Annotated in this window: 25 protein-coding genes; 3 read left to right on the top strand and 22 right to left on the bottom strand. The window is 68.3% G+C overall.

The window, feature by feature from the left end:
* Nucleotides 1-87: 87 nt before the first annotated feature.
* Nucleotides 88-2,034 (top strand): acyl-CoA dehydrogenase, encoded by a 1,947-nt coding sequence (locus tag ACLQ3J_RS07045; protein WP_169651271.1) that lies wholly within the window; start codon nt 88-90, stop codon nt 2,032-2,034.
* On the opposite strand, the gene ACLQ3J_RS07040 is transcribed toward ACLQ3J_RS07045, so the two are convergent.
* The 9 genes from ACLQ3J_RS07040 to ACLQ3J_RS07000 form a co-directional block, all read right to left on the bottom strand.
* The gene (locus ACLQ3J_RS07040; protein ID WP_169619430.1) at nt 2,016-2,219 is read right to left on the bottom strand and encodes a cation transporter; all 204 of its coding nucleotides are present in this window, start codon (nt 2,217-2,219) and stop codon (nt 2,016-2,018) included. The two genes, ACLQ3J_RS07045 and ACLQ3J_RS07040, sit on opposite strands and share 19 nt — an antisense overlap.
* Nucleotides 2,220-2,262: 43 nt before the next feature.
* Complete coding sequence (locus ACLQ3J_RS07035; protein WP_422424481.1) at nt 2,263-2,754, bottom strand: hypothetical protein; 492 nt, start codon at nt 2,752-2,754, stop codon at nt 2,263-2,265.
* A 213-nt stretch (nt 2,755-2,967) separates the two neighbouring features.
* Nucleotides 2,968-3,501, bottom strand: coding sequence for a hypothetical protein (locus ACLQ3J_RS07030; RefSeq protein ID WP_296549451.1), 534 nt, complete (start codon nt 3,499-3,501; stop codon nt 2,968-2,970).
* Complete coding sequence (gene hemB, locus ACLQ3J_RS07025) at nt 3,498-4,475, bottom strand: porphobilinogen synthase (protein ID WP_169619428.1); 978 nt, start codon at nt 4,473-4,475, stop codon at nt 3,498-3,500. The genes ACLQ3J_RS07030 and hemB overlap by 4 nt, the downstream gene beginning before the upstream one ends.
* Before the next feature lie 45 nt (nt 4,476-4,520).
* Nucleotides 4,521-6,086 (bottom strand): uroporphyrinogen-III synthase, encoded by a 1,566-nt coding sequence (locus ACLQ3J_RS07020; protein ID WP_378608289.1) that lies wholly within the window; start codon nt 6,084-6,086, stop codon nt 4,521-4,523.
* A gap of 63 nt (nt 6,087-6,149) precedes the next feature.
* A complete protein-coding gene (gene hemC, locus ACLQ3J_RS07015) occupies nt 6,150-7,160 on the bottom strand; it encodes a hydroxymethylbilane synthase (protein ID WP_296549449.1) in 1,011 nt (336 codons plus the stop codon).
* Nucleotides 7,157-8,581: a glutamyl-tRNA reductase gene (locus ACLQ3J_RS07010; RefSeq protein WP_169619422.1), complete on the bottom strand. Its 1,425-nt coding sequence runs from the start codon at nt 8,579-8,581 to the stop codon at nt 7,157-7,159. The genes hemC and ACLQ3J_RS07010 overlap by 4 nt, the downstream gene beginning before the upstream one ends.
* Nucleotides 8,578-9,423: a redox-sensing transcriptional repressor Rex gene (locus ACLQ3J_RS07005; RefSeq protein WP_378608295.1), complete on the bottom strand. Its 846-nt coding sequence runs from the start codon at nt 9,421-9,423 to the stop codon at nt 8,578-8,580. The genes ACLQ3J_RS07010 and ACLQ3J_RS07005 overlap by 4 nt, the downstream gene beginning before the upstream one ends.
* Before the next feature lie 158 nt (nt 9,424-9,581).
* Nucleotides 9,582-9,872, bottom strand: a complete 291-nt coding sequence (locus ACLQ3J_RS07000) for a glutaredoxin family protein (protein ID WP_425902674.1) — start codon at nt 9,870-9,872, stop codon at nt 9,582-9,584.
* Between the two features lie 205 nt (nt 9,873-10,077).
* Between ACLQ3J_RS07000 and ACLQ3J_RS06995 the strand changes: the two genes are divergently transcribed.
* Entirely contained in the window at nt 10,078-11,031 is a 954-nt protein-coding gene (locus ACLQ3J_RS06995) for an HAD family hydrolase (RefSeq protein WP_378608299.1), read from the top strand.
* Nucleotides 11,032-11,067: 36 nt separating this feature from the next.
* On the opposite strand, the gene ACLQ3J_RS06990 is transcribed toward ACLQ3J_RS06995, so the two are convergent.
* The 10 genes from ACLQ3J_RS06990 to ACLQ3J_RS06945 form a co-directional block, all read right to left on the bottom strand.
* Entirely contained in the window at nt 11,068-12,060 is a 993-nt protein-coding gene (locus ACLQ3J_RS06990) for a lysophospholipid acyltransferase family protein (RefSeq protein WP_425902673.1), read from the bottom strand.
* Nucleotides 12,057-13,130: an NAD-dependent epimerase/dehydratase family protein gene (locus ACLQ3J_RS06985; RefSeq protein WP_425902671.1), complete on the bottom strand. Its 1,074-nt coding sequence runs from the start codon at nt 13,128-13,130 to the stop codon at nt 12,057-12,059. The genes ACLQ3J_RS06990 and ACLQ3J_RS06985 overlap by 4 nt, the downstream gene beginning before the upstream one ends.
* A gap of 193 nt (nt 13,131-13,323) precedes the next feature.
* Nucleotides 13,324-13,425 carry a 30S ribosomal protein bS22 gene (locus ACLQ3J_RS06980; RefSeq protein ID WP_003402602.1) on the bottom strand — a complete coding sequence of 34 codons (102 nt, stop codon included), beginning with the start codon at nt 13,423-13,425 and terminating at the stop codon, nt 13,324-13,326.
* A gap of 198 nt (nt 13,426-13,623) precedes the next feature.
* The gene (locus ACLQ3J_RS06975; RefSeq protein WP_169619414.1) at nt 13,624-13,863 is read right to left on the bottom strand and encodes a helix-turn-helix domain-containing protein; all 240 of its coding nucleotides are present in this window, start codon (nt 13,861-13,863) and stop codon (nt 13,624-13,626) included.
* Nucleotides 13,864-14,019: 156 nt separating this feature from the next.
* Nucleotides 14,020-14,856, bottom strand: coding sequence for a pyrroline-5-carboxylate reductase (proC, locus tag ACLQ3J_RS06970; protein WP_425902649.1), 837 nt, complete (start codon nt 14,854-14,856; stop codon nt 14,020-14,022).
* 79 nt (nt 14,857-14,935) lie between these two features.
* Nucleotides 14,936-15,778 (bottom strand): thioesterase family protein, encoded by an 843-nt coding sequence (locus ACLQ3J_RS06965; RefSeq protein WP_425902648.1) that lies wholly within the window; start codon nt 15,776-15,778, stop codon nt 14,936-14,938.
* Complete coding sequence (locus ACLQ3J_RS06960) at nt 15,775-16,467, bottom strand: MerR family transcriptional regulator (RefSeq protein WP_425902647.1); 693 nt, start codon at nt 16,465-16,467, stop codon at nt 15,775-15,777. The genes ACLQ3J_RS06965 and ACLQ3J_RS06960 overlap by 4 nt, the downstream gene beginning before the upstream one ends.
* Nucleotides 16,468-16,559: 92 nt before the next feature.
* Nucleotides 16,560-17,516, bottom strand: coding sequence for a sugar phosphate isomerase/epimerase family protein (locus ACLQ3J_RS06955; RefSeq protein ID WP_425902645.1), 957 nt, complete (start codon nt 17,514-17,516; stop codon nt 16,560-16,562).
* Between the two features lie 7 nt (nt 17,517-17,523).
* Complete coding sequence (locus tag ACLQ3J_RS06950) at nt 17,524-18,774, bottom strand: hypothetical protein (RefSeq protein WP_425902643.1); 1,251 nt, start codon at nt 18,772-18,774, stop codon at nt 17,524-17,526.
* Entirely contained in the window at nt 18,771-19,724 is a 954-nt protein-coding gene (locus ACLQ3J_RS06945; protein ID WP_169619402.1) for a Ppx/GppA phosphatase family protein, read from the bottom strand. Before ACLQ3J_RS06945 ends, ACLQ3J_RS06950 begins: the two co-directional genes overlap by 4 nt.
* Nucleotides 19,725-19,769: 45 nt before the next feature.
* On the opposite strand from ACLQ3J_RS06945, the gene ACLQ3J_RS06940 reads away from it, so the two are divergent.
* Nucleotides 19,770-20,570, top strand: coding sequence for a hypothetical protein (locus ACLQ3J_RS06940; protein ID WP_425902759.1), 801 nt, complete (start codon nt 19,770-19,772; stop codon nt 20,568-20,570).
* 18 nt (nt 20,571-20,588) lie between these two features.
* On the opposite strand, the gene ACLQ3J_RS06935 is transcribed toward ACLQ3J_RS06940, so the two are convergent.
* From ACLQ3J_RS06935 to ACLQ3J_RS06925, 3 genes are all read right to left on the bottom strand, one after another.
* Nucleotides 20,589-21,278: a response regulator transcription factor gene (locus ACLQ3J_RS06935; protein WP_169619400.1), complete on the bottom strand. Its 690-nt coding sequence runs from the start codon at nt 21,276-21,278 to the stop codon at nt 20,589-20,591.
* Between the two features lie 58 nt (nt 21,279-21,336).
* Entirely contained in the window at nt 21,337-22,515 is a 1,179-nt protein-coding gene (locus ACLQ3J_RS06930; RefSeq protein WP_296549448.1) for a sensor histidine kinase, read from the bottom strand.
* 153 nt (nt 22,516-22,668) lie between these two features.
* Complete coding sequence (locus ACLQ3J_RS06925; protein WP_169619396.1) at nt 22,669-23,418, bottom strand: phosphoglyceromutase; 750 nt, start codon at nt 23,416-23,418, stop codon at nt 22,669-22,671.
* Nucleotides 23,419-23,454 lie beyond the last annotated feature (36 nt).

The raw sequence follows: 23,454 nt of genomic DNA, 5'->3' as shown, positions 1-23,454 counted from the left end.
AGCAGTGCGCCAAACCTGGTGTGTTTCTTCTCCCGGACGGTAGGGAAAGGCTGCCTTTTCCGGGGCGGATCACCTTATGGTCGAGCCATGCCGACCACAGCCGAACACCTCCGCACCGCACTCGACGGCGCGTGGCACGACGCCCGCCACCGCGCCCGCACCGATCTGGCCGACCCCGCGTTCGCGCCGCATTACACGCCGGACCTCGAGGAGGCCCGCGCGATCACCCTGAAGCAGATGAAGATCCTCGCGGAGCGCGGCTACGCGGCGTCCGGTTTCTCCGTCGAGTCGGGCGGGACCGGCGACCCCGGCGGGGCGGTGGCGTCGATCGAGATGCTCGCGATGTCTGATCTGTCGCTGATGGTCAAAGCCGGGGTGCAGTGGGGACTGTTCGGCGGCGCGATCGAGAACCTCGGGACCGAGCGTCACCACAAGGAGTACATCCGGCCGCTCATCGACCTCGATCTGCTCGGATGCTTCGCGATGACGGAAACCGGGCACGGCAGCGATGTCCAGGCGCTGGAGACCACCGCCACGTACGACCCGGCAACCCAGGAATTCGTCGTCCACTCGCCCACTCCGTCGTCCCGGAAGGACTACATCGGCGGTGCGGCGCAGCACGCAAAGGTCGCGGCGGTGTTCGCACAGTTGGTCACCGGCGGCGAGTCGCACGGCGTGCACTGCTTCGTCGTTCCCATCCGCGACGAGGACGGCAACGACCTGCCCGGGGTGACCACCTCGGACTGCGGTCACAAGGGCGGACTGCCCGGCGTCGACAACGGCCGGATCATGTTCGACTCGGTGCGGATCCCCCGCGAGAACCTGCTCAACAAGTACTCGGATGTCGAACCGGACGGCACGTACGTGTCCGACATCGACAATCCGAGCCGCCGGTTCTTCACGATGGTCGGCACGCTGGTGCGCGGCCGCATCACGGTCGGTGGGTCCGCGGGCGCCGCGGCGCGGGTCGCACTGACCATCGCCACGCAGTACGCGGAGAAGCGCCGGCAGTTCGACGCGCCGGGCCGCGAGGCGGAGGTGCCGATCATGGACTACCTCGTCCACCAGCGCCGTCTGCTCCCGCTCATCGCGCGGTCATATGCACTGGGATTCGCGCAGAACGAGTTGCTCAGCACCATGAACCGTCTCCAGTCCATGTCGCTGGAGGACCTCGATCCCCAGGAGCAGCGCGAACTCGAGGGTCGTGCCGCAGGCCTGAAGGTGGCCCACACCTGGCACGCGTCACGAGCCATCCAGGAGTGCCGGGAAGCGTGCGGCGGCGCGGGCTACATGGCGGAGAACCGGCTCACCGCTCTGCGCGCCGACGTGGACGTGTTCACGACGTTCGAGGGTGACAACCATGTGCTCACCCAGCTCGTGGCGAAGGAACTGCTCACCTCCTACGCCGACGAGGTGCAGGGCATGAGCCCGGTGGATTGGATGCGCTTCGCCGCGACGACGATCTCCGATGTCGTGAAGAAGCGGACCGCTGCGCAGCAGATCATCCAGACCTTCCTCGACACCCGGCAGGACAACGAGGAGGACGGCAGCCTCTTCAACCGCGGTACGCAGCTGACGATGTTCGAGGACCGCGAGCAGTATCTGATCTCGACGGCGGCGCGACGCCTCCAAGCGGCCATGAACCGCGAGGAGAACGCGTTCGACGCGTTCAACTTCGTGCAGGACCATGTGCTGCACGCCGCCGAAGCGCATATCGACCGCGTGGTGCTGGAAGCGTTCGTCGCGGCGATCGACGACTGCAAGGACGAAACGGCGTGCGGCCTGCTCTCGGAGCTGTGCGACCTCTACGCGCTCACCGTGATCGACGGCGACAAGGCCTGGTTCATGGAGCATCGGCAGCTGTCGGTGGAGCGCGCCAAGGCCGTGGGGCGCGGCATCAACGAGCGTTGCCGCACCCTGCGTCCGTATGCCCTCACGCTCGCCGAAGGTCTCGGTGTGCCGGAGTACCTGCTCGGCTCGGCGATGCTCGACCGGGAAGGCGCGGTCGCTCCGCTTCAGGGCGCGAGCGCGTAACCCGCTTCGTCGACGGCGGCGGCGACCGCAGCCCTATCCGGTTCGCTGCCGCTGTCGACGACGAGCTGTCCGGTCTCGAGGTCGGCCTTCGCGGCGGTCACTCCGTCGAGCGCGCCGACTTCTTCTTCCACGGCGGCGACGCAGTGCCCGCAGGTCATGCCCTCGACGCGGTACGTGGTCTGCATGGTGGTGTGTTCCTTTCTCGGGGGGACGCCCGCAAATATACCCCTAGGGGGTACCTGCGGCACGAACGAGTTCCTCGAGTCGCGCCCGCAGTCCGTCCGCGTCCTTCGCCCAGGCCCGGACAAGTGCGCCGCCGCGCAGGCGCAGCCCGACAGCGGTGCGACCCCGGGGCACGCCCGAGAGTTCGCCGAGGGTGCGGGCCGATTCCCACCGATCCGGCTTCCACGGGTCGGCCGACGGCGGCAGCACCGCCTCGATGTCGTCCACCGGCAGTTCTTCGGTGCCCTGGCGCAGCACGGTCGGAGTGAGCTCCACACTCACGTGCCGCCGGGCAGCGACGACCATCGGATAGACGAATCCGGCGAGCAGGAGCGCGATCACCGGCAGCGCGATCCAGTGGACGACCGGCCCGGTCGCGATCTCGACCGCTAGTCCCACCGCGCACAGCACCGGACCGTAGGCCACCGTGCGCCAGCGGCCACCCGGTTCGTGGAACAGCGGCACGGTGATATCGCCGGTGGGAGATGTGCCGCTCAAGCGGTGAGTGCTCCGGGTATCACGATCAGCAGCGTGGTCACCAGGCCGAGCACGGCGATCAGGGCGATCAGGACCAGTTCGCGACGACGCCCATAGGGCCTCGGTTCCACCTGCATGACGTCCTCGAGGTCGACGGGAACGGCCGTGTCCGGCCGTGGATGCCAGCGCTCACCGTACTATCCCCGCACGCGGATCTGAACCCGGTGACGCGCTCTAATCCTGGGGAAGCCGGAGGAAGTACCGGTTCGAGTCCTTCCGGTGCATCAGAACGATCGCACCCACCGTGAGCACCGCTTGCACGATGCCCACGAAACCGAGTATCCAGCCGAGGGTGCCGCCGCCGACCCCCACACCGAACACTGTCGGCAGGGTCGACAGGGACATGAACACCCCGAGCAGGGTCAGCAGCATTCGGGCCCAGTTCTTGGCACGCCGCAACTGCCTGACCACGAGGTACAGGACACCGATGAGTGCCAGACCGAGCGCGGCGGTGAGCCCGACCACCACCGGCACCGCGGACTCCAACTGCTCGCTCGTGACGCCCTCGAACGCCGGATCCTGGGCCATCTCGGTCATGAGATCGACCAGTTCGGTACGCCTGGCCACCATGTCGACCAGGCTCGCGACGAGCGTCACGACAGCGAGGCCGAGTACTCCACACCACAGTTGGTACGCCGTTGTGACATCCGCGGGTACGGGCCGCTCGGACGGCGCGGCGGACACCGGCGGGGGTACGGGAAAGCTCACGACAGCCGGCCCGCGACCTCTGCGGCCCAGTAGGTGAGCACGATGTCCGCACCCGCACGGCGGATGCCGATCAACGATTCGAGGATCGCGGCGTCACGGTCGATCCAGCCGTTCGCGGCCGCGGCGGAGATCATCGAATACTCACCCGAGATCTGGTAGGCGGCCACCGGCACCGGCGACCGGTCCGCGACTTCCCGGAGCACGTCGAGGTACGACATCGCCGGCTTGACCATGACCATGTCGGCGCCTTCGGCGAGGTCGAGATCCACCTCGTGCAGCGACTCGCGACGATTCGCCGGGTCCTGCTGGTAGGTCCGGCGATCGCCGTCGAGGGACGAGCCGACGGCCTCGCGGAACGGGCCGTAGAACGCGGACGCGTACTTCGCGGCGTAGGCGAGCTGGCCCACGTCCGTGTAGCCCGCGTCGTCGAGCGCCGCGCGGATCGCCGCGACCTGGCCGTCCATCATCCCGCTCGGCCCGAGCAGATGAGCGCCCGACTCCGCCTGAATCACGGCCATGTCGGCGTACCGCTCGAGCGTCGCGTCGTTGTCGACGACGCCCGAGTCGGTGAGCACTCCGCAATGCCCGTGGTCGGTGAACTCGTCGAGGCACGTGTCGGCCATCAGCACCGTCGAGTCGCCGAGTTCGCTGCGCAGCGACCTGAGAGCGCGATTGAGGACGCCGTTCTCGTCGGTCGCACCCGACCCTCGGGCGTCCTTGTCTTCGGCGCGAGGCACGCCGAAGAGCATCAGCCCGCCGACACCCGCCTCGACCGCGGCGGACGCCGCAGCGATCAGCGACTCGCCGGTGTGCTGGTACACACCCGGCATCGACGTGATCTCGCGAGGCTCCGATATTCCGTCGGCAACGAACATCGGCAACACGAGATGCCGCGGCTCGAGGGAGGTTTCGGCAACCAGCCGACGCATCGCCGGCGTACTGCGCAACCGGCGCGGACGAATCTCGGGAAACATTCGGACTACATCACCTTCCAGGAGAGACACCACGCCGTACGGGGATCAGCGGCGGGCGCGGGACTTCTTCCGCGGCGGAGGCAGCGCACCTTCGGCGCGCAACCGGGCCGCGTGCTCGGCCAGGGCCTCGACGAGCGGTCCCACCTGAGCGGTCTCGGGCTGCACGTCCACGCGCAGGCCGAACTCGATCGCGGTCTCGGCCGTCTTCGGTCCGATGCACGCGACGATGGTGCGCGCGTGCGGCTTTCCGGCAATACCCACGAGGTTGCGGACCGTGGACGACGAGGTGAAGCACACCGCGTCGAACCCTCCGGTCTTGATCATCTCGCGGGTCGACGCCGGCGGCGGCGCCGCCCGGACGGTCCGGTAGGCCGTGACGTCGTCGATCTCCCAGCCGCGTTCACGCAGACCCTCGGCGAGCGTCTCGGTCGCGATGTCGGCCCGGGGCAACAGAACCCGGTTGACGGGATCGAACACGTCGTCGTACGGCGCGAACTCCGCGAGCAGGCCTTCGCTGGACTGCTCTCCGCTCGGAACCAGTTCGGGGATGATGCCGAACGAGCGCACCTTGTCGGCGGTGGCCTGACCGACACACGCGATCTTCACGCCCGAGAACGCACGAGCGTCGAGACCGAACGCCTCGAACTTCTCCCACACGGCGCGCACCGCGTTGGTGGAGGTGAACACCACCCACTGGTAGCGGCCGTCGACGAGACCCTTGACCGCACGTTCCATCTGCGCCGGGCTGCGCGGCGGCTCGACCGCGATCGTCGGCACCTCCATCGGAATGGCGCCGTGGGTGACGAGACGATCGCTCATCTCCCCGGCCTGTTCCTTGGTGCGGGGCACCAGCACGGTCCAGCCGTACAGGGCGCGCGACTCCCACCACGACATCTTGTTGCGCTGCGAGACCACTTTGCCGACGGTCACGACGAGCGAGCCGACGAGTTCGGAACCCGCGTCGTTGAGCGTCGCGAGGGTCGCTTCGACGGTGCGCTGCTGACGCGTGGTGCCGCGCACCGTGATCGCAGCGGGAGTCTGGGGCGCGAGTCCGTGCTCGACGAGTGCGCTCGCGGTCTCGGCCAGATGCCCCGACGTGGCGTGCAGGACGAGCGGGCCCGGAGCCGCGGCCAGCGCGGCCCAGTCGACCTCGCCGCGCACGTCGACCTCGGTGTGACACGAGCCGAGGGCCATGCCCGCGTAGCTCGGCACCGACGATCCGGCGGGCAGGCCCGGCAGAACCTCGAAGACGACCTGCGTGCGGGCGACGGCATTGACCTCGGCGATCACCGAGTCGGTCGTGAGCGGATCGCCTGCGACCAGGCGCACGACGTCGCGTCCCGCCTTGGCTTCCGCGACGAGCGTCTTCGCCACCTCGGCGGGCTCGCCCAGGGCGGGCCGGACCTCGGCGACGGGCTCCCCCGTCTCGGGGTCGGTGCCGTGATCGGTCCCGACGAGCGCAACGACGCCCTTGTCGACATCGGGGTCGGTGAAAGCGATGGTGGCACCCGTGAGCACGTCGTGCGCGCGCACGGTGAGCAGTGCCGGATCGCCCGGTCCAGATCCCACGAACAGGATCCGTCCGGGAGTGTTCTTACGGACTCGGCTCATCGGTCATTCTCCAGTGCGGTCAAATCTGCGGTAAGGGAAAAAAGGGGGAACAACACGGCCACGTCAATCATCCGCCGTGGCCTGTTCGGGCAGTATGCCGTCGGCGGTCATCAGGCCCCGGGCACCGAGTTCGAGCAGTTCGCGGGCCACCGCACGGCCGAGTTCCTCGGCACGCTCGGGGGCGCCGACCGCGCTCGCGCGCAGCACGTCCGAACCGTCGAGCGCGGCGGCACAGCCTCGCACCGACAGCTCCTCGAAGACGCGCCCGTCCTCGTCGATCGACTCGACGACCTCGGCGAGCGCCCCGACGGGAGCCGTGCAGCCGGCTTCCAGTTCGGCGAGCAACGACCGCTCCGCGACCACAGCGGCGCGACTGGCGGCGTCGTCGAGAGGCGCGACCAACGCGATCGTCTCGGCATCGTCGGAGCGGCACTCCACCGCGAGAGCCCCCTGCGACGGTGCAGGCAGCATCTGTACCGGTTCGAGCGCCTCGGTGACCCGGTCGAGCCGGCCGATGCGCGACAGCCCGGCGCGCGCGATCACGATCGCGTCGAGTTCGCCGGAGTCGACCTTGCCGATGCGGGTGTCGATGTTGCCGCGCAGCGGCTCGAGCTCGAGGCCCAGTCCCAGCGCGGCGAGCTGGGCGCGACGGCGGGGCGCGGAGGTCCCGACCTTCGAGCCCGACGGCAGCTCACCGAGCACGAGACCGTCGCGGGCGACGAGCGCGTCGCGCGGATCTTCCCGCGGCGGCACTGCCGCGACGACGAGTTTCGGGTCCTGGAAGGTGGGCAGGTCCTTGTACGAGTGGACTGCGATGTCGACCTCGCCGTTGAGCAGCGCCTCACGGAGTTCGGCGGTGAACACGCCGACGCCGATCCGCTGGACGGGGCCCGGCGTGACGTCACCCTTCGTCGTGATGATGACGAGTTCCGCGGGATGCCCGGCGGCTACCAGCGCGTCGCGCACCGTTCCGGCTTGGGTGGTGGCGAGCACACTGCCGCGGGTGCCGATCCGCAAGGTGCGGCGCTGCCCGGGTGCGTCGATCCGGGTTGCCGAAGCGGCTTCGGTGCTCATGCCTTGCCGTCCTTTCGTGGGGCCTGCAGCTCAGTGGTGACCGCAGGGTCGAGTGCGGCGGACAGGTCCGTCGCCATGGTCGGGTCGGTCAGCGACCCAAGTTCTTTGGTCGGGGTGGCGACCGCGTCGACCGCGCCCGGACGCAGCTCGAACAGCTCGCGCAGAGCTTCCGCGTACTGGTCGCCGCCGGGGGTCGAGGCGAGTTGCTTCACCCGCACGGTCGGCGCGTGCAGCAGTTTGTCCACCACTCGCCGGACGGTGCGTGCGACCTCGTCACGCTGCGTGTCCTCGAGATCGGGCAGGCGTGACTCCAGACGCATCAGTTCGCCCTCGACGACCTCGGCTGCACGCTGACGCAGTGCCGTGACCGTGGGGGTGACCTCGGCGAGCCGCTGCGCGGTGAGGTACTGCGACAGTTCCGACGCGACGATCGCGCGCGCGGCCTCCGCGTCGGAGGACGCGGCACCGGCGGCAGGATCGCGTTGCAGCGACTCCATGTCGAACACCGTCACGCCGGGCAGACCGGCCACAGCCGGTTCCACGTCGCGCGGCAGACCGAGATCGCAGATCGCCAGGGGACGCTCGCCGCGTCCTGGCTGTGCGAGCGCACGGTGCGCGTCGGCGAGGGTGACCACCGTTCCGACTGCGCCGGTGCAGGTCACGGCGACATCGACGCGCGACAGTGCGGAGGCGAGATCGTCGAACGCAACGACGTCGGCCTCGACGCCGTTGGCACGGGCCGTCTCGGCAAGTCGCTCGGCGCGCTCACGCGTGCGGTTGGCCAGCACGATCGTGCCGACGCCGGAACGGGTGAGGTGCGCGACGGCGAGGCCGCCCATCGCACCGGCACCGATCACCGCGGCGGTGCGGCCGCGCAGCCCGTCACCTCCGAGGAATGCCGAGGCCTTGTCGAGAGCCACCGACACCACCGAGGCGCCGGCGGAGTCGATCCCGGTCTCGGAGTGCACCCGCTTGCCGACGCGCAGCGCCTGCTGCGCGAGTTCGTGCAGGGTCCGGCCGGCGGCCTGCTGGGCATCGGCCGACGCGTATGCCGTGCGGATCTGCCCGAGGATCTGCTGTTCGCCGACCACCATCGAGTCGAGTCCGCTGGCCACGGAGAACAGGTGCTCGGCTGCGGCTTCGCTGTACCGGACGTAGGCGTGCTTCTGAAGTTCGGCCAGGTCGAGCCCCGAATGTTCGGCGAGCAACTCACCGACCGTCGACAGGGCGCCGTGGAACGCATCGACGACCGTGTACACCTCGACCCTGTTGCAGGTCGAGACGATCATGGCCTCGGAGATGCGGCCGGACGCCATCATCTTGTCGGTGAGCTTGGGGCGGTCGGTATCTGCGACCGCCACCTTCTCGAGAATCGAGACCGGAGCACTCCGGTGCGAAATCCCGACGAGGAGAACACTCACGGCGCGATCACCGATCCGTTTCTGGTCACGGCCGGACCCAGTGGGCCCGCCTTACCTGTTTGGGTTCGCCGAGCGGAACTCTGCGTGGACACTCGCGCGAGACCGGACGCCCGGGCGCCGTCTGCGGTTCGGACGAGTTCGTCGTGGCGAGTGCTGTTGAACGACAGCACCTGCATCTCCACGGCGAGGTCGACCCGGCGCACCTCGACGTGGTCGGGCACATCCAGTTCGATCGGGGCGAAGCTCAGCACGCTCCGGACGCCCGACCGCACGAGCAGGTCGCACACGTGCTGGGCGACGTCTTCGGGAGTCGCGACGACTGCGATGGTGGCACCGAGTTCGCGGGCGTCCTCTTCGAGCGCGTCGACATGCCGGACGATCAGGTCGCCGACGCGGGTTCCGACGATCGCGGGATCGGCGTCGAACAGGCCCGCCATGGTGAACCCGCGCCGATCGAAGCCCGGGTACCGGGCGAGCGCACGACCCAGGTTGCCCACACCGACCAGCACGACGCGGTGTCCGCGGTCGAGGCCGAGAGCGTTTTCGATACGCGACTGCAGGCGCAGGACGTCGTATCCGACCCCCCGCACGCCGTTCGGTCCGAGGAACGACAGATCCTTGCGGAGTTTGGCCGAACCGACCCCGGCGGCGGACGCGAGTTCCTCGCTCGACACGATCAGAGTGCCTGCTTCGACGAGCGCTCCGAGGACCCGCAGATAGGTCGCGAGACGCGTCACAGTAGCCTGGGGGATATCCCTCACCGGGACAACGGGAGCGGCACCCCCGCCGGAGTCGGCGGTACCGCGGGCGTCCTCGCCCTGCGGTGGGTGCAACTGCGTCACGTTGTGGCTCCTCGTCCGGCCTGTGGACACACGTCTGGCCTCACGGTGATCCGGGGATTTCGTTCACCCCACGGTAACCGCTTGTGAAGCCATGCACAAAGTTGCTCGAAGGCCCCCGAATGTGCTTCTCACCTGCGTCACGGCCGACGAGGGTCCGCTCAGCGGGCCAGATCGGCACGCAGTCGCGCCTCGTCCACCTCCCAATAACTGTGCTCCCGCCCGTCCAGCAGGACGACGGGCAGACGGTCACCGAATTCGGCACGCAATTCGGGATCCCTTGCGGCAGCTTCGTCCACATCGATGCAGGTGACCTGCAGCCCGAACTCTTCACAGAGCTGCTCGAGCTGCCGGTGCGCGGGCTCGCAGGCGGCACACCCGGCACGGACCAGAAGCGTGACGTCGTGACGGAGTGCGGACGCGTCGGGGTCGCGGAAACGATCATCGGTCATGCGTCCACTGTGCGCCATCGGCCGTCGAGATGAACGTCACACCCTCACCACCGCGTTGTTCCTCCTCGGTGCGCATCCTCGGGCGTGCGTCGCGTACGGGCTACGCTGGGCGCGGGTCACCCGTGATCAGGACGGGTGGGAGGACCCGGCCGTCGCGACACCGGAGGTGCGAGTGCCAGCAGGTTCGTTTCCCTACGGGTGGGGCATGGGCGAAACATGGGCGCGGATCATCAGGCCCGGCCGGCGACTGCTGTCGCGGAAGTTCGGCCCGAGCGAAGAAGAGGTGCGCGCCAACCTCGCGGGCGCGGCGAGTGCCGATGCCGCCCTCGCGATGCAGGAGTCACGGACCGAACCCGAACCCGATCTCGATGCCGCGCCACCGGCTCGCGATCTCACCGCGGCCGCGTTCTTCGACGTCGACAACACCATGGTGCAGGGCGCGTCGATCATCCACTTCGCGCGCGGACTCGTCGCGCGCGACTACTTCCGGAAGTCGGACCTGTTCGAGTTCGCGTGGCAGCAGGTGAAGTTCCGCGTCACCGGCAAGGAGAATGCCCACGACGTCGCCATCGGCCGCGACAAGGCGTTGTCGTTCGTGCAGGGGCGCTCCACCGAGGAACTCCGGCGCCTCGGCGAAGAGATCTACGACGAGATCATCGCCGACAAGATCTGGGCCGGCACCCGCGCGCTCGCGCAGATGCACCTCGACGCCGGTCAGCAGGTCTGGCTGGTCACCGCGACACCGGTCCAGCTCGCGGATGTCATCGCGAAACGGCTCGGTCTGACCGGTGCGCTCGGCACCGTCGCGGAAGCCGAGGACGGCAGGTTCACCGGCCGGCTCGTCGGCGACATCCTGCACGGTCTCGGCAAGGCGCACGCCGTGCGTGCGCTCGCCATCGGTGAAGGCCTCAACCTCAAACGGTGCACCGCGTACTCCGACAGCCACAACGACCTGCCGATGCTGTCGGTCGTGGGGACCGCTGTGGCGATCAACCCGGACCCCGATCTCCGGCAGGTCGCGCGGACGCGGGGATGGGAGATCCGGGATTTCCGGACGGGCCGCAAAGCCGCGAAGGTCGGGGTGCCCACCGCGCTGGGCCTCGGAGCGGCCGGCGGTGCGGTCGCCGTGATGGTCGGGCGTCGCCGCGACCGCAACTGACGGTCGCACCACTGCACCGACGGGCCGGAGGAAGCTCTAACCGAGGAAGACGTTGCGGCGGCGCGTGAGCAGTTTGTAGAGCGTCTGCTGGATGGTTTCCCGCACGTGGTCGGTGACCTCGAACAGCACCATCGGGTCGTCGGCTGCCACTTCGTCGTACACATCGGTGGCGATCGGTGTGCCGAATTCGATGTACCACTTGGACGGCAGCGGAATGATCCCGAGCGGACCGAGCACTGGGAACAGCGGCGTGACGGGGAAATACGGCAGACCCAGCAAACGCGCGAGCGACGTCAGGTCCGCCAGGTTCGGGTAGATCTCCTCCGAACCCACGATCGAGCACGGCACGATAGGGGCGTGGGTCTTGAGCGCCGCCGACACGAATCCACCGCGGCCGAATCGTTGCAGCTTGTAGCGCTCCTTGAACGGTTTCCCGAGACCCTTGTAGCCCTCCGGGAACACCGCGACCACCTGGTCCTCGCGCAGCAGCCGTTCGGCGTCGGGGTGGCACGCGAGGGTGTGGCCGGCTTTGCGTGCGACCGTCCCGACCACCGGCATGTCGAACGCGAGATCGGCGGCGAGCATCCGCAGCGGCCGTCCCGCGCGTTCCCGCACCGCGACCGAGGTCATCAGCGCGTCGAGAGGCAACGTCCCGGCGTGGTTGGCGACGACGAGCGCGCGCCCGTCGGTGGGGATGTTCTCGACACCGCGCACCTCGACCCGGAACCACTTCTCGAACAGCGGACGCAGGACGGGCTGGACCACGTTGTCGGCGAAATGCGGGTCGAAGCCGAAATCGTCGACCTCGTAATCGCCGGTCATGCGCCGCCGCACGAATTCGGCCGTACCGATGACCTGGGCGATGAGGGCATCACGGAAGTCGTCGAGCAGTCCACCGGTATCGACGGACTGCTTCGCCTCGCTTCCCTTCCGCTCGGGAGGACCCGGCGTCACGGTGCGGTGCGTGCCTCCGCCCGCCGGACGACGCGAACCGGCGTGCAGCGGGATCACCTTGGCAACCTGTGTCATCGAACCTCCGTTCGCTCTCCCAGGGCGGACAGCACCATCGACTCGGCTTTGTCCACCCATTCGGTCTTCATCACCCGGGTGAGGCCGATGCCCCGCGCGAAGTCGTCGAGCGCGTCCCGCGTCGTCCAACGCGGCTCGAAGCCCAGTTCGGTGCGCATGCGCGTGGTGTCGAGACCACAACCGAAGTGGAAATAGTCGAGTTCTTCCTTCGTGAACGACTTCATCACCGAACCCATGAGCGCGTGCCCCGCGGTGCGGAACAGCGCGTAGGGCATCGGCACCGTCACGCCACCCGCCCGGCGGACGGCCTGCGACATCATGACGATCCCGTCGCCGGCGATGTTGTAGGTTCCGGACGGCCCCCTGCCGACGACGGCACGCTCGAGGGCGCCGAGGGCGTCTTCCTCGTGGAGAAGTTGCAGCCGCGCGTCGCGGCCGAGCACGCTGGGGACCAGCGGCGAGGTCAGATAGCTCGACACGGAACCGGGCAACCGACTCCCGACGGTCGGGGCGAGTCGCAGGATCGTCGTCGCGATGTCGCTGCGGCGGCGGGCCAGGCCGCGCAGGTAGCCCTCGATTTCGATCATGTCCCGGGCGAAGGGCCCGGTGGGCCGGCGGCGGGCGCTCATCTCTTCCGTGAACTTCGCCGGGTCCTTGGCGCTCGACCCGTAGACGACCGAGGACGACCGCAGCACGACCTTGCGCACCGACGGCGCTTTCTGGCACACGGCGAAGAGTTGCATGGCGCCGAGAATGTTCATGTCCTTCATCGCTGCACGACTGCCGGACTTGGGAGCTTTGGCGACGGCCGACGCATGCACGACCGTATCGACGTCCATGTTGCGGATAACTTTGCCGAGGAGCGGGTTCCGGATGTCGGCGAGGACGAATTCGGCGCGGCCCATCCGCCGGTGCATGTCTTTGGTGGGCGACTGCGTATCGACTGCGATCACCCGTTCGATATCGGGATTCTGCGCCAGCCGTGTGACGAGGTAGCCGCCCAGGAACCTGCTCGCACCGGTGACGAGCACCACACGAGATTGCTCTGCTTCCCGCCCCTGCGAACTCACATCCACCCCTGCCTGTGACACCAGCGAGCTATTACGCTGTCGCGGTCCTCACGGTATGCGGCCACAATACGGCGCGTTCGGCATACGCGCATTACACGCGGGGCGATGCCGCCAACCGCGGTCCGGTGACCGGACGCGGATACAAGCGATGCCCGCCACCGTGAAGGAGGCGGGCATCGGCAAGCTCAGAGATTTACTTGCCGAGTTTGCGACGCTGCACGCGAGTGCGACGGAGCAACTTGCGGTGCTTCTTCTTGGACATGCGCTTGCGGCGCTTCTTGATCACAGAACCCATGTGGGCATCCCTCACGTTTCTTATAGCGTTCCTACGCACGCCGGTGACGTACGCCTGATGTATGTCGACGCTGGCCCTCGTTGAGTTCAGCGCCTCACGACACCGGCCGCCGGTACGACGAAAAGCAATCGTACCGGGGCGGGTACGCCTTGGTGAAACCGAGGTCCGCTCCGTGACGCGACTGCCTTCGACGATCCGTCACCCGACGTCGAAATACGATGTCTCCAGGTAGTCGTGAACCGCCTTCGCATGCACTCGGAACGAGCGTCCGACGCGCACCGCGGGTAGTTCACCACTGTGGACCAGCCTGTAGACGGTCATCTTCGACACCCTCATCAACGCCGCCACTTCGGCGACCGTCAGGAATTGGGTACCGGCGAGAACCGATTGTCCGTCTTGGGGTTGTTGACCCTTCGACGGCGTGTTTCCTGTAGCCATTACACACCTCCGGCACGTCCGCGCCGCCGGCTTCCCCTCCGGCGGAACAGACACGCACGTGCTGTTTCGAGCTTAGCGTGACGAATGGTTCCTGTGCGACGATGACGACCGGTATTTTCCCGGACTCCCGATCCGGTACACCCCATAATGAGGGGTTTACGCGGTGCCCGGCCCCGGTTCGGGCGCACTGCCGATCTGTTGCGAGCGGGCGCGCGCGGCGTCGATCGCCTCGTAGAAGGCGTTGCGGACGCCCCCGCGTTCGAGTTCCCGGACAGCGGCCGCGGTGGTCCCGCCCGGTGAAGTGACCGCGGCACGCAGGTCCGCGGCGTTCTCCCCCGACTGCGCGAGCATCGCCGCCGAGCCCGTCATCGTCTGGACGACGAGTTCGGTGGCGACCGCGCGCGTGAGCCCGACCGCGACACCCGCGTCGATCATGGCCTCGGCCACGAGGAAGAAGTAGGCGGGACCCGAACCGGAGACAGCGGTGACGGCGTCGATCTGCGCTTCCGGCACCACCGACACGGTGCCCACTGTGGAGAGGAGTTCCCGGACGGTGTCGAGGTGCTGTTGCCGAGCGTGCCGGCCCGCGGCCAGAACGCTCGCGCCCTGCCCGACGAGCATCGGCGTATTGGGCATCACCCGGACGACGGGGAAGCCCGCCGGAAGCTTCTTCTCGTAGCGCGCCGTGGTGACACCGGCAGCGAGAGAAACCAGGATCTGTTCGTTCTCGCTGTCGAGGTCCGCCGACGACAACGCCGTGACCACCGCGTCGACGTCGTTGGGTTTGACGGCGACGACCACGACGTCGGCACCCTCGGCTGCGTCGGATGTGCTGTCGGTGACGCGGATCGAGTACTCCGCGGCCAGTTCCTGTGCACGTTCCGGGTACTTCTCGGCCACGACGAGATCCTTCGTCGCAAAGCCGTTGTGCAGCAGTCCGGAGATCAGGGCCTCGCCGATCTTTCCGCCACCGATCACAGCAATTCTCGTCATAGGTGACAGCCTGCCACGACGCGCCGCCCGTCCGGTATCGCAGGTCGTGTGTCGGCAACCACCGCCTTGCGGCGCTGCCTCAGCGCGGGATCATCGCGAGCTGGCGCGACTGCACGACGACCGCGCCCGTGGAGTCGACCACGGTGTGGTCTTCCTCGAACCACTTGTTGCCCAGCACACTGCTCTCCGCCGTCACCCGCAGCCATCCGGGGGCGGGCACGCGGCGCAGATATGCGGTGAGCTGGACGGTGGGCGCCCAGCCGAACATGCCCCGGTTCATCGTGACGGGGGCGGAGATGTCGCCTGCCATGAGCGCGAACAGTACGGCGGTGTCGACATCGGTCTCGTCGTCCGGACGCGGGCGCGTCCACATCGACACCGACGGCTCTCCCTCCTTCCCGGCCAGGAAATGTGCGGTCGACCCGTCGATATGCAGATTCGCGAGCCCGGCGAACTTGACGATCCGACCCATCGGATGGTCGGGGGTCACGGCCACCGCGTCCGCGACCGGCTCCACCGGCAGCGAACTCGTGCGGTGCGGCACGGTGTGGAGCGGCTCACCGCCGTCCGGGACACCGAGGGTCACGCTCGCACGGACCGCCACGCGGCCTCCCTGTGCGAGTTCGACGTCGACGACCCCGACCTGCCGGCCGTTCTTGCGCAGGGTCGTGGTGAGGTCCACCTCGCCCGGATCGGGTGCGGAGACGAACGAGGCGCTGACGGCGAGCGGTTGCACGGCCGCATCCGCACCCGCATCGAGGATTTCCCGGCGTGCAGCGGCGGCACACACCGCGAGCATGCAGCCACCGTGCACCTTCGGCCCGATCGTCCACAGGGGGTCGATATGCGCCTGCCAGGCGTTCTCGCCTGTCGCGGTGACGGTGACGAGGTCGCGGAAAGGATGGGAATGGGCCGTGCTCACGGGTTCTCCTCGGTGTTCGACTTGCCGGTGGTTCTACTCGGGGTCTCGTGCGGGGGCACGAAGAGTCCCGCCGCCAGGTGCTGATGGGCGAGACGGCGCATCGCCGTGAGGACCGGCTCGTACAGTGCGGTACCGAGCACCGCGGCCTCGACGGTCTCGTGCGGCGAGGCGGTGGGCAGGGCTCCGACCTCGAAACGCGCGATCTCCCGGATGTGCTCGCCGTACGCGTCGATGCGGCGCCCGGACATCGGGAGCCCGGCGGCGTCGAGAGCCGCAAGCGCGTGTTCGAGCTGCGCGACGGCCGCGAACCGGGGGTCGTAGAGCTGGCCGAGACGCTCGAGCACGCGCCTGGCGCGGGGATATTCGGGATCCTCACCACGGGTAGGGCCGCCGGTGTTCCCGGGTTCTTCGTGGACGTAGGGCGGGAGCGTGGCGATCGCCTTGCCGAGCGCCTCGAACAGGTCGTCTCCGGGATGGTCCGCGAGCGCGACGATCGTCTTGATCCTGTCGAGCGGAAGACCCTGGGCGGCGAGGGCACGGACGAGACCGAGCCGCCGGACGTGCCGGTCGTCGTACTGCGCCTGCGTCGCGCTGGTTACCCGGCCGGGCATGAGCAGCCCTTCGCGCAGGTAGTACTTCACCGTGGGGAGCGGCACGCGAGCGCGCGAGGCGAGTTCGGAGATGCGCACGGATCGACCCCTTTCACCCTCGGTCGATAATGGATACTACAGCTATCCAATCTCGGCAGACAGCAGTACCCGACAGCGGGTGGGATGTCGTGTCAGGCGTCGCCCTGCTGGTCGCCGGCGTCGGCGTCGTCCGACTGCGCGGGTATCCGGGCAACCTCCGTGAGGCGCAGATGCTCCGGACCCGAGGTCAGTGCGCGACGTGCCGGCCGGGCAAGGTGCCGGCGCGCGAACTCGAGGGACCGCGCGAGCATGGCCGAGCGTTCCGCCCGGGTGCGCGCACTCTGTGTGCTCACCTCGAGCACGACCTGTCCGGCGAAGTCGCTGTCCGCGAGTCGACGGCACATGTCCGCGCACGGCTGGGTGCCGTCCCCCGGGACGAGATGCTCGTCCACCGGCGATCCGCGGCCGTCCGCGAGGTGCAGGTGGGTCAGCCCGTCCCCCATCCGGTCGGCCAATGCCATCGGATCCATTCCGGCCGTCGCGGTGTGCGACAGATCGAGCGTGTAGTGCGGGAATCCGGTGTCCGTCGGATCGAGCGAAGGCCGGAAAGTGGACACCGCCCGGCCCGGTCCGCGGCGCCGGAGGCGTTCGGCTCCACGCTCACGACCGCCGAGCAGGACGTCGGCACGCATCGGGAACATGTTCTCTACCGCGACGGATACGTCACTGGTGTCCTCGAGCGCCGCGACCTGGTCCGGGAAACCGTCCGCGTATCGACGCTGCCAGCGGAACGGCGGATGGATCACCACCGTGGCCGCGCCGAGGATCTCCGCGGCCCGCACCGATCGCTCGAGCTTCGCAACCGGGTCGGCGCCCCAGACTCGCTGGGAGATGAGCAGGCACGGTGCATGGACCGCCAGGACCGGCACTCCGTACTTGCGCACCAGTCGCTCGACTGCACCGAGATCCTGGCTGACGGGATCGGCCCACACCATGAGTTCGACACCGTCGTATCCGAGGTCCGCCGCGAATCGGAAGGCCGCTTCCGTGTTCTCCGGGTACACAGACGCGGTCGACAGCCCTACCCGTATGCCGTTCGCCGTCATCATCGGATCATCACCCGTTGGGCATCAGGAACAGAAGCGGTCCGAACGCAACGAACACGCCCACCGCCAGAGCGATGAGCTGGCTGGCGATGTCGTCGGTGCGGCGCAGAATCCGCACCAGCGCGACGAGACCCACGATCACCAGCAACGCCAGGCCGAATGCGACCCACGGCATCATGTCCCAGAGCTTCTCGAACCCCTTGAACAACAGTGCTCCGGCGGCCACCGCGGCAACGCTTTCCGTGATCAGCAGGGCCCATTGCTTGAGGCTGCTGCCGCCGGGCTCGCCGTCTGCACCGTCCTGTGAGGCGTCGTCCGTCCGGTCTTCCCGGGAGGTGCGGCCGCTCGTCTGCTCGTCCACGTCGGACGGGTTCGCCGGGGCGACCTTTCGCGGGGAGGCCTTTTCGGGGACGTCCTCGGTGTTCTTCCGGCGACGCTTGCCCCGTGCGGGAGCGTCGGCACCGTCGCCGGCCGCGGAGGCCGGCGCGCCCTTCCGCGCATCCCCGACCGGCTCGGCGAAGCCGTAGGTGTCGGTCGGGTCGTTCTCGTCCTCGGTGCCGGTGCCTTGCAGGTCGCTGGCGGGACCCGACAGCAGTCGCGGCTCGGCGACCTCCCCACCCCGCGGGGTGGGTATGGGCGCACTCTGGGTGTCCGGTGCCGATATGCCCAGGTGCGCGCGGGCCCGGCGAGGAAGTGCGGCCGGCCGGATCACTTCGGTGGGCGACTCGACCTTCGGTGCTTCCCGCACCGCGGCTGCCGACGGCGCCGAGCCGCGGGAGCCGGACGTCGCGCCTCGCGGAGCGGAGGTCGAACGGGAAGCGATGGTGGGCTTGGCTCCGAGGCCACTTTTGGGTGTTGCTGTCGGCGAGCCGAATTCGGGGCGCGCGGTCACGGTGGTCAGCTCCGTCGCCGACGGCGGTGCCGGGGTGACGAGTTCGGGGACCTCGACCTGGGGAGTGACCGGCACGACGGGCTCGACGCGCGGAGTTTCGGGAACGACGAATTCCACCCGGGGGACGGACGGCGCCACCGGCTCGACCTTCGGCACCTGTGGTGCCGCGTCGGCCGATCGTGTCCCGGCGGACGCGGAGTCGGCGGCCCGCGTGATGGGGATTTCGCCGGTCAGCTCGGCGACGGAGATTCCGCCGCTCGTGCCACGCCGACGGCGTCCACCACTGCGCGAGTTCACCTTCTGGCCGTTACGGGCCAGCAGTTCGGCAACGGAGACCTGCCCCGTGTCGTTTCTCCGATTCTCGGTCATCCGGCAGTCACCACCAGTTCGCCCCCCATGTCGGTATCGAGCTTCCGCAGAATCAGGCCTTCGCGCAATGCCCACGGGCAGATCTGCAATGTTTCCACGCCGAGTGCGCGCATGCTCGCCTCGGCGACCAGCGCTCCCGCGACGAGTTGCTGGGACCGGTCCGAGCTCACACCCTCGAGTTCGGCGCGGTCGGCCGTGGTCATCCGGGAGATGAATGCGATGAGCTGCCGGAGGCCGCTCGCGGTCAGTGTGCGCTGCACCCGCATACCCGCCGACGACGGCGCGGCCCCGGTGAGCCGCGCGAGCGTCCGGAAGGTCTTCGAGGTGCCGACGCACAGGTCGGGATCGCCGGCGTGGCGCAGGTGCTTGGTGGGCTGGACGAGTTCGGCGTCGAGCCAGTCACGGAGCGCGGCGATCCGCCGCTTGCCGGGCGGATCCTCGGGGAACCAGTCACGGGTGAGACGCCCGGCGCCCATCTGGAGCGAATACGCGACGTCCGGGTCCTCGTCCCCACCGAACGACAACTCGAGCGAACCGCCGCCGATGTCGAGGTTCAGGATGCGGCCGGCACTCCACCCGTACCAGCGCCGCACCGCGAGAAACGTCAGCCGCGCTTCTTGTTCGCCCGACAGCACGTCGAGAGAAACCCCGGCTTCGCGGCGCACGCGGTCCAGCACGTCGTCGGAGTTTCCGGCGTCGCGCACCGCCGAGGTGGCGAACGCCATGAGCTCGCCGCACCCCGAGGTCCGGGCGATGCTTGCGAATTCGGCGACCGTCTCCACCAGCCGATCGGCGCCCCGAGTGGTGATGTCGCCTGCGTCGTCCATGTTCTCCGACAACTGCAGTGTCGCCTTGGTAGAACTCATAGGTGTGGGATGGCCGCCACGATGGGCGTCCACCACAAGTAGGTGAACGGTATTGCTTCCGACGTCGAGTACCCCTAAGCGCACATCAACACGTTACTGGGTCTACCGTCGAGACCTGTGACAGCAGGTATGCCCGGCGCCCCACGCAAGCTCGATCCGGCCCCGGAGGTTCCCCTCGATTTCCCGCGGGAGTGGGTCGAGTTCTACGACCCCGACAACGACGAGCACCTCATCGCAGCAGACATGACCTGGCTGCTGTCCCGGTGGACGTGCGTCTTCGGCACACCTGCCTGCCAGGGCATCATCGCCGACCGCCCGGACGACGGGTGCTGCTCGCACGGCGCGTTCATGTCCGACGAGGACGACCGCGTCAAGCTGGAGAAGGCAGTGAAACATCTCACGCCCGACGACTGGCAGTTCATGGACAAAGGGCTCGGCAAGAAGGGCTTCCTCGAAGAGGACGAACTCGAGGACGAACCCGCGCTCCGGACTCGCCGGTACAAGGGCGCGTGCATCTTCCTCAACCGGCCCGGGTTCGAGGGCGGGGTCGGCTGCGCGTTGCACAAGATGGCCCTGCGGCGCGGTATCGAACCGCTCGAGATGAAGCCGGACGTGTGCTGGCAGCTCCCGATCCGGCGCACCCAGGACTGGATCGAGCGTCCCGACGGAACCGACATCCTGCGGACGGTCATCACCGAGTACGACCGGCGAGGCTGGGGCGAGGGTGGGCACGACCTCGACTGGTACTGCTCCGGCTCCCCCGACGCCCACGTCGGCGAACGTCCGGTGTGGCAGTCCTATGCGCCCGAGCTCACCGAACTCCTCGGTGCGGCCGTCTACGACGAACTGGCACGTCTGTGCCGGCGACGTCAGGGTCTGGGACTCGTCGCAGTCCACCCCGCGACGACAGCCGCGCACAACCACTCCTGACGGCGTGCGGGGTGCTCGTCACTCCTCGAGCTTGTAGCCGAGTCCGCGAACCGTGAGCAGATGCTGGGGTCGCGCAGGGTCGGCTTCGATCTTCGACCGCAGACGTTTGACGTGGACGTCGAGTGTCTTGGTGTCGCCCACGTAGTCGGCGCCCCACACGCGGTCGATGAGCTGCCCTCGGGTGAGCACTCTGCCCGAGTTCCGCAACAGGTATTCGAGGAGGTCGAATTCCTTGAGCGGCAACGATATCGGCTCGCCGTTGACCTGCACGACGTGGCGGTCGACGTCCATGCGCACCGGTCCTGCCTCGAGCACCCCGTCGGGTTGTCCACTCTCGACCTCGGCCTCGGCGCCCCGCCGCAGGACCGCTCTGATCCGGGCGATCAACTCGCGGGCCGAGTACGGCTTGGTGACGTAGTCGTCGGCTCCGAGTTCGAGACCGACAACCTTGTCGATTTCGCTGTCGCGAGCGGTCACCATGATCACCGGGACACCGGAGCGACTGCGCAATTGCTTGCACACGTCCGTGCCACTCATGCCGGGCAGCATCAGATCCAGCAGGACGATGTCCGCCCCCGCGCGATCGAACTCCGCGAGCGCGGAGGGCCCGTCGCCCACGATCGTCGCCTCGAATCCTTCCTTGCGCAGCAGGAAGGCGAGTGGATCCGCCAGCGATTCCTCGTCCTCGACGATCAGCACACGCGTCACTGCCTGGTCCTCCGTACGTTCAGTGGGAGCCACCCGGGTCTCCGGGTCGCGTTGTCCGTCACCGGCCGACTCCGCTTTCACGGTCCGCCATCGAATTGTCGTCGACGTCCCCCTCCACGTGGGCGGGGATGAGCAGGGTGAAGGTCGATCCCGTTCCGGGCTTGCTCCACAGGGTGATCTCGCCGTTGTGGTTCGCGGCGACGTGCTTGACGATCGCGAGACCCAGACCGGTGCCGCCTGTCGCGCGCGACCGGGCCTTGTCGACGCGGAAGAATCGTTCGAACACGCGCTCCTGGTAGTCCTTCTCGATGCCGATTCCGCGGTCGGTGACCGCGATGGCGACCTTCCCGTCGCGCAGTGAACGGCTCACCGATACGGGTGAGCCCGGCGGCGAGTAGGCGATCGCATTCGCGATGAGATTGGTCAGCGCGGTGACGAGGAGCGTCCGGTCGCCGAGCACCTCGAATCCGGAGGGCTTGTCGGTGGTGATCTCGATGTCGGCGTTCTCCGCGGTCAGACGGGTGCGCGCGAGGGACTCCTCGATGACCGTGTCGACGTCGACGACTTCGAGATCCGGGAGTTTCTCGGCGCCCTGGAGCTTGGAGAGGGCGATCAATTCGGTGACCAGGTTGCCGAGGCGGACAGCCTCGCTCTGCACCCGCCGGCCGAAATGCCGGACGCTGTCCGGGTCGTCGGCAGATTCGAGCAGAGCCTCGGCCAGCAGTCCCATCGCCCCGACCGGCGTCTTCAACTCGTGGCTCACGTTGGCGACGAAGTCTCGGCGGGTTGCTTCCATACGCACGTGCTCGGAGTCGTCGTATGCGTAGAGGACGACGAACCTGGGGTCGTCGTCGAGGAGTATTCGTGCCACGCAGCGCACTGCGATGTGGTCGCGGCCGTGGGGCGTCTTGGGACCGAGGTCGAGTTCGAGAGGCTCACCCGTCTGGAGGACCCGGGTGGCGACCGCCCATGCGCGATCTTCGACGAGACGGTTGCGCACGAGCCCGAGCTCTTCTGCGCGGGGGTTGAACAGGATCACGTCATGGAATTTGTCCACGACGGCGATACCGGTCGCGGACCCGTAGACCACGCGATCGAGAACATCCGCCATGGTGGGACCCGCGTCGTCGCGCTCGGCGGCGCGGCGTCGCCGGGTCGATTGCGACACCGCCAGCGCGAGAACGGCGCCGAGGACCGCGGCAACGATTGCCAGCAGGACCGCCTGCGTAACACTCACGATGAGAATCGTAGTAACACCGGCACGGCGGACGACACCGGGTCGATGACGTTCACTGCACGTCACGCCCTTTTTTGCGGGCATTGTCCGGTTGTTCATCCACCGTTTGCCGTGCCCGCACGAGACGTGTCGCGCGCGGGCACGGCGGCGGCACTACTTCTTCGCGCCCTGGTTGGCGACTGCCGCGGCGCCGGCAGCGGCGGCCTCGGGGTCGAGGTAGGTTCCGCCCGGGTTGAGGGGGCGGAGGTTCTCGTCCAGGTCGTAACGGAGCGGGATGCCGGTGGGGATGTTCAGGCCCGCGATGTCCTGATCGGAAATACCGTCGAGGTGCTTGACGAGCGCACGCAGCGAGTTGCCGTGCGCGGTGACCAGCACCGTCTTTCCGGCGAGCAGGTCCTGCGAGATCGTCGACTCCCAGTACGGGATGAACCGCTCGACGACGTCCTTCAGGCACTCGGTCAGCGGAACCTCGTCGAGATTCGCGTACCGGACATCGGTGTCCTGGCTGTACTTCGAGCCCGGCTCGATCGGCGGCGGCGGCGTGTCGTAGCTGCGGCGCCACAGCATGAACTGCTCTTCACCGAACTCGTCCTTGATCTCGGACTTGTTCTTGCCCTGCAGCGCGCCGTAGTGACGCTCGTTGAGTCGCCAGTCCCGGACGACGGGGATCCAGTGCCGGTCGGCGGCGTCGAGGGCGAAGTTCGCGGTGCTGATCGCACGGCGCAGCAGCGACGTGTAGACGATGTCGGGCAGGACACCCTGTTCCGCGAGCAGCGCGCCGGCACGCTTGCCCTCGGCGACGCCCTTGTCGGTGAGGTGCACGTCCACCCAGCCGGTGAAGAGGTTCATCGCGTTCCATTCGCTCTCGCCGTGGCGGAGCAGAACCAGTGTTCCGATACTCATGGTCCAATCCTGACACGGTGCGACGTCGATTTCGCC

Source organism: Rhodococcus sp. DT1, from assembly GCF_049844875.1.
GTDB lineage: Bacteria > Actinomycetota > Actinomycetes > Mycobacteriales > Mycobacteriaceae > Rhodococcus.
This window is presented reverse-complemented; position numbering and strand designations above follow the sequence as displayed.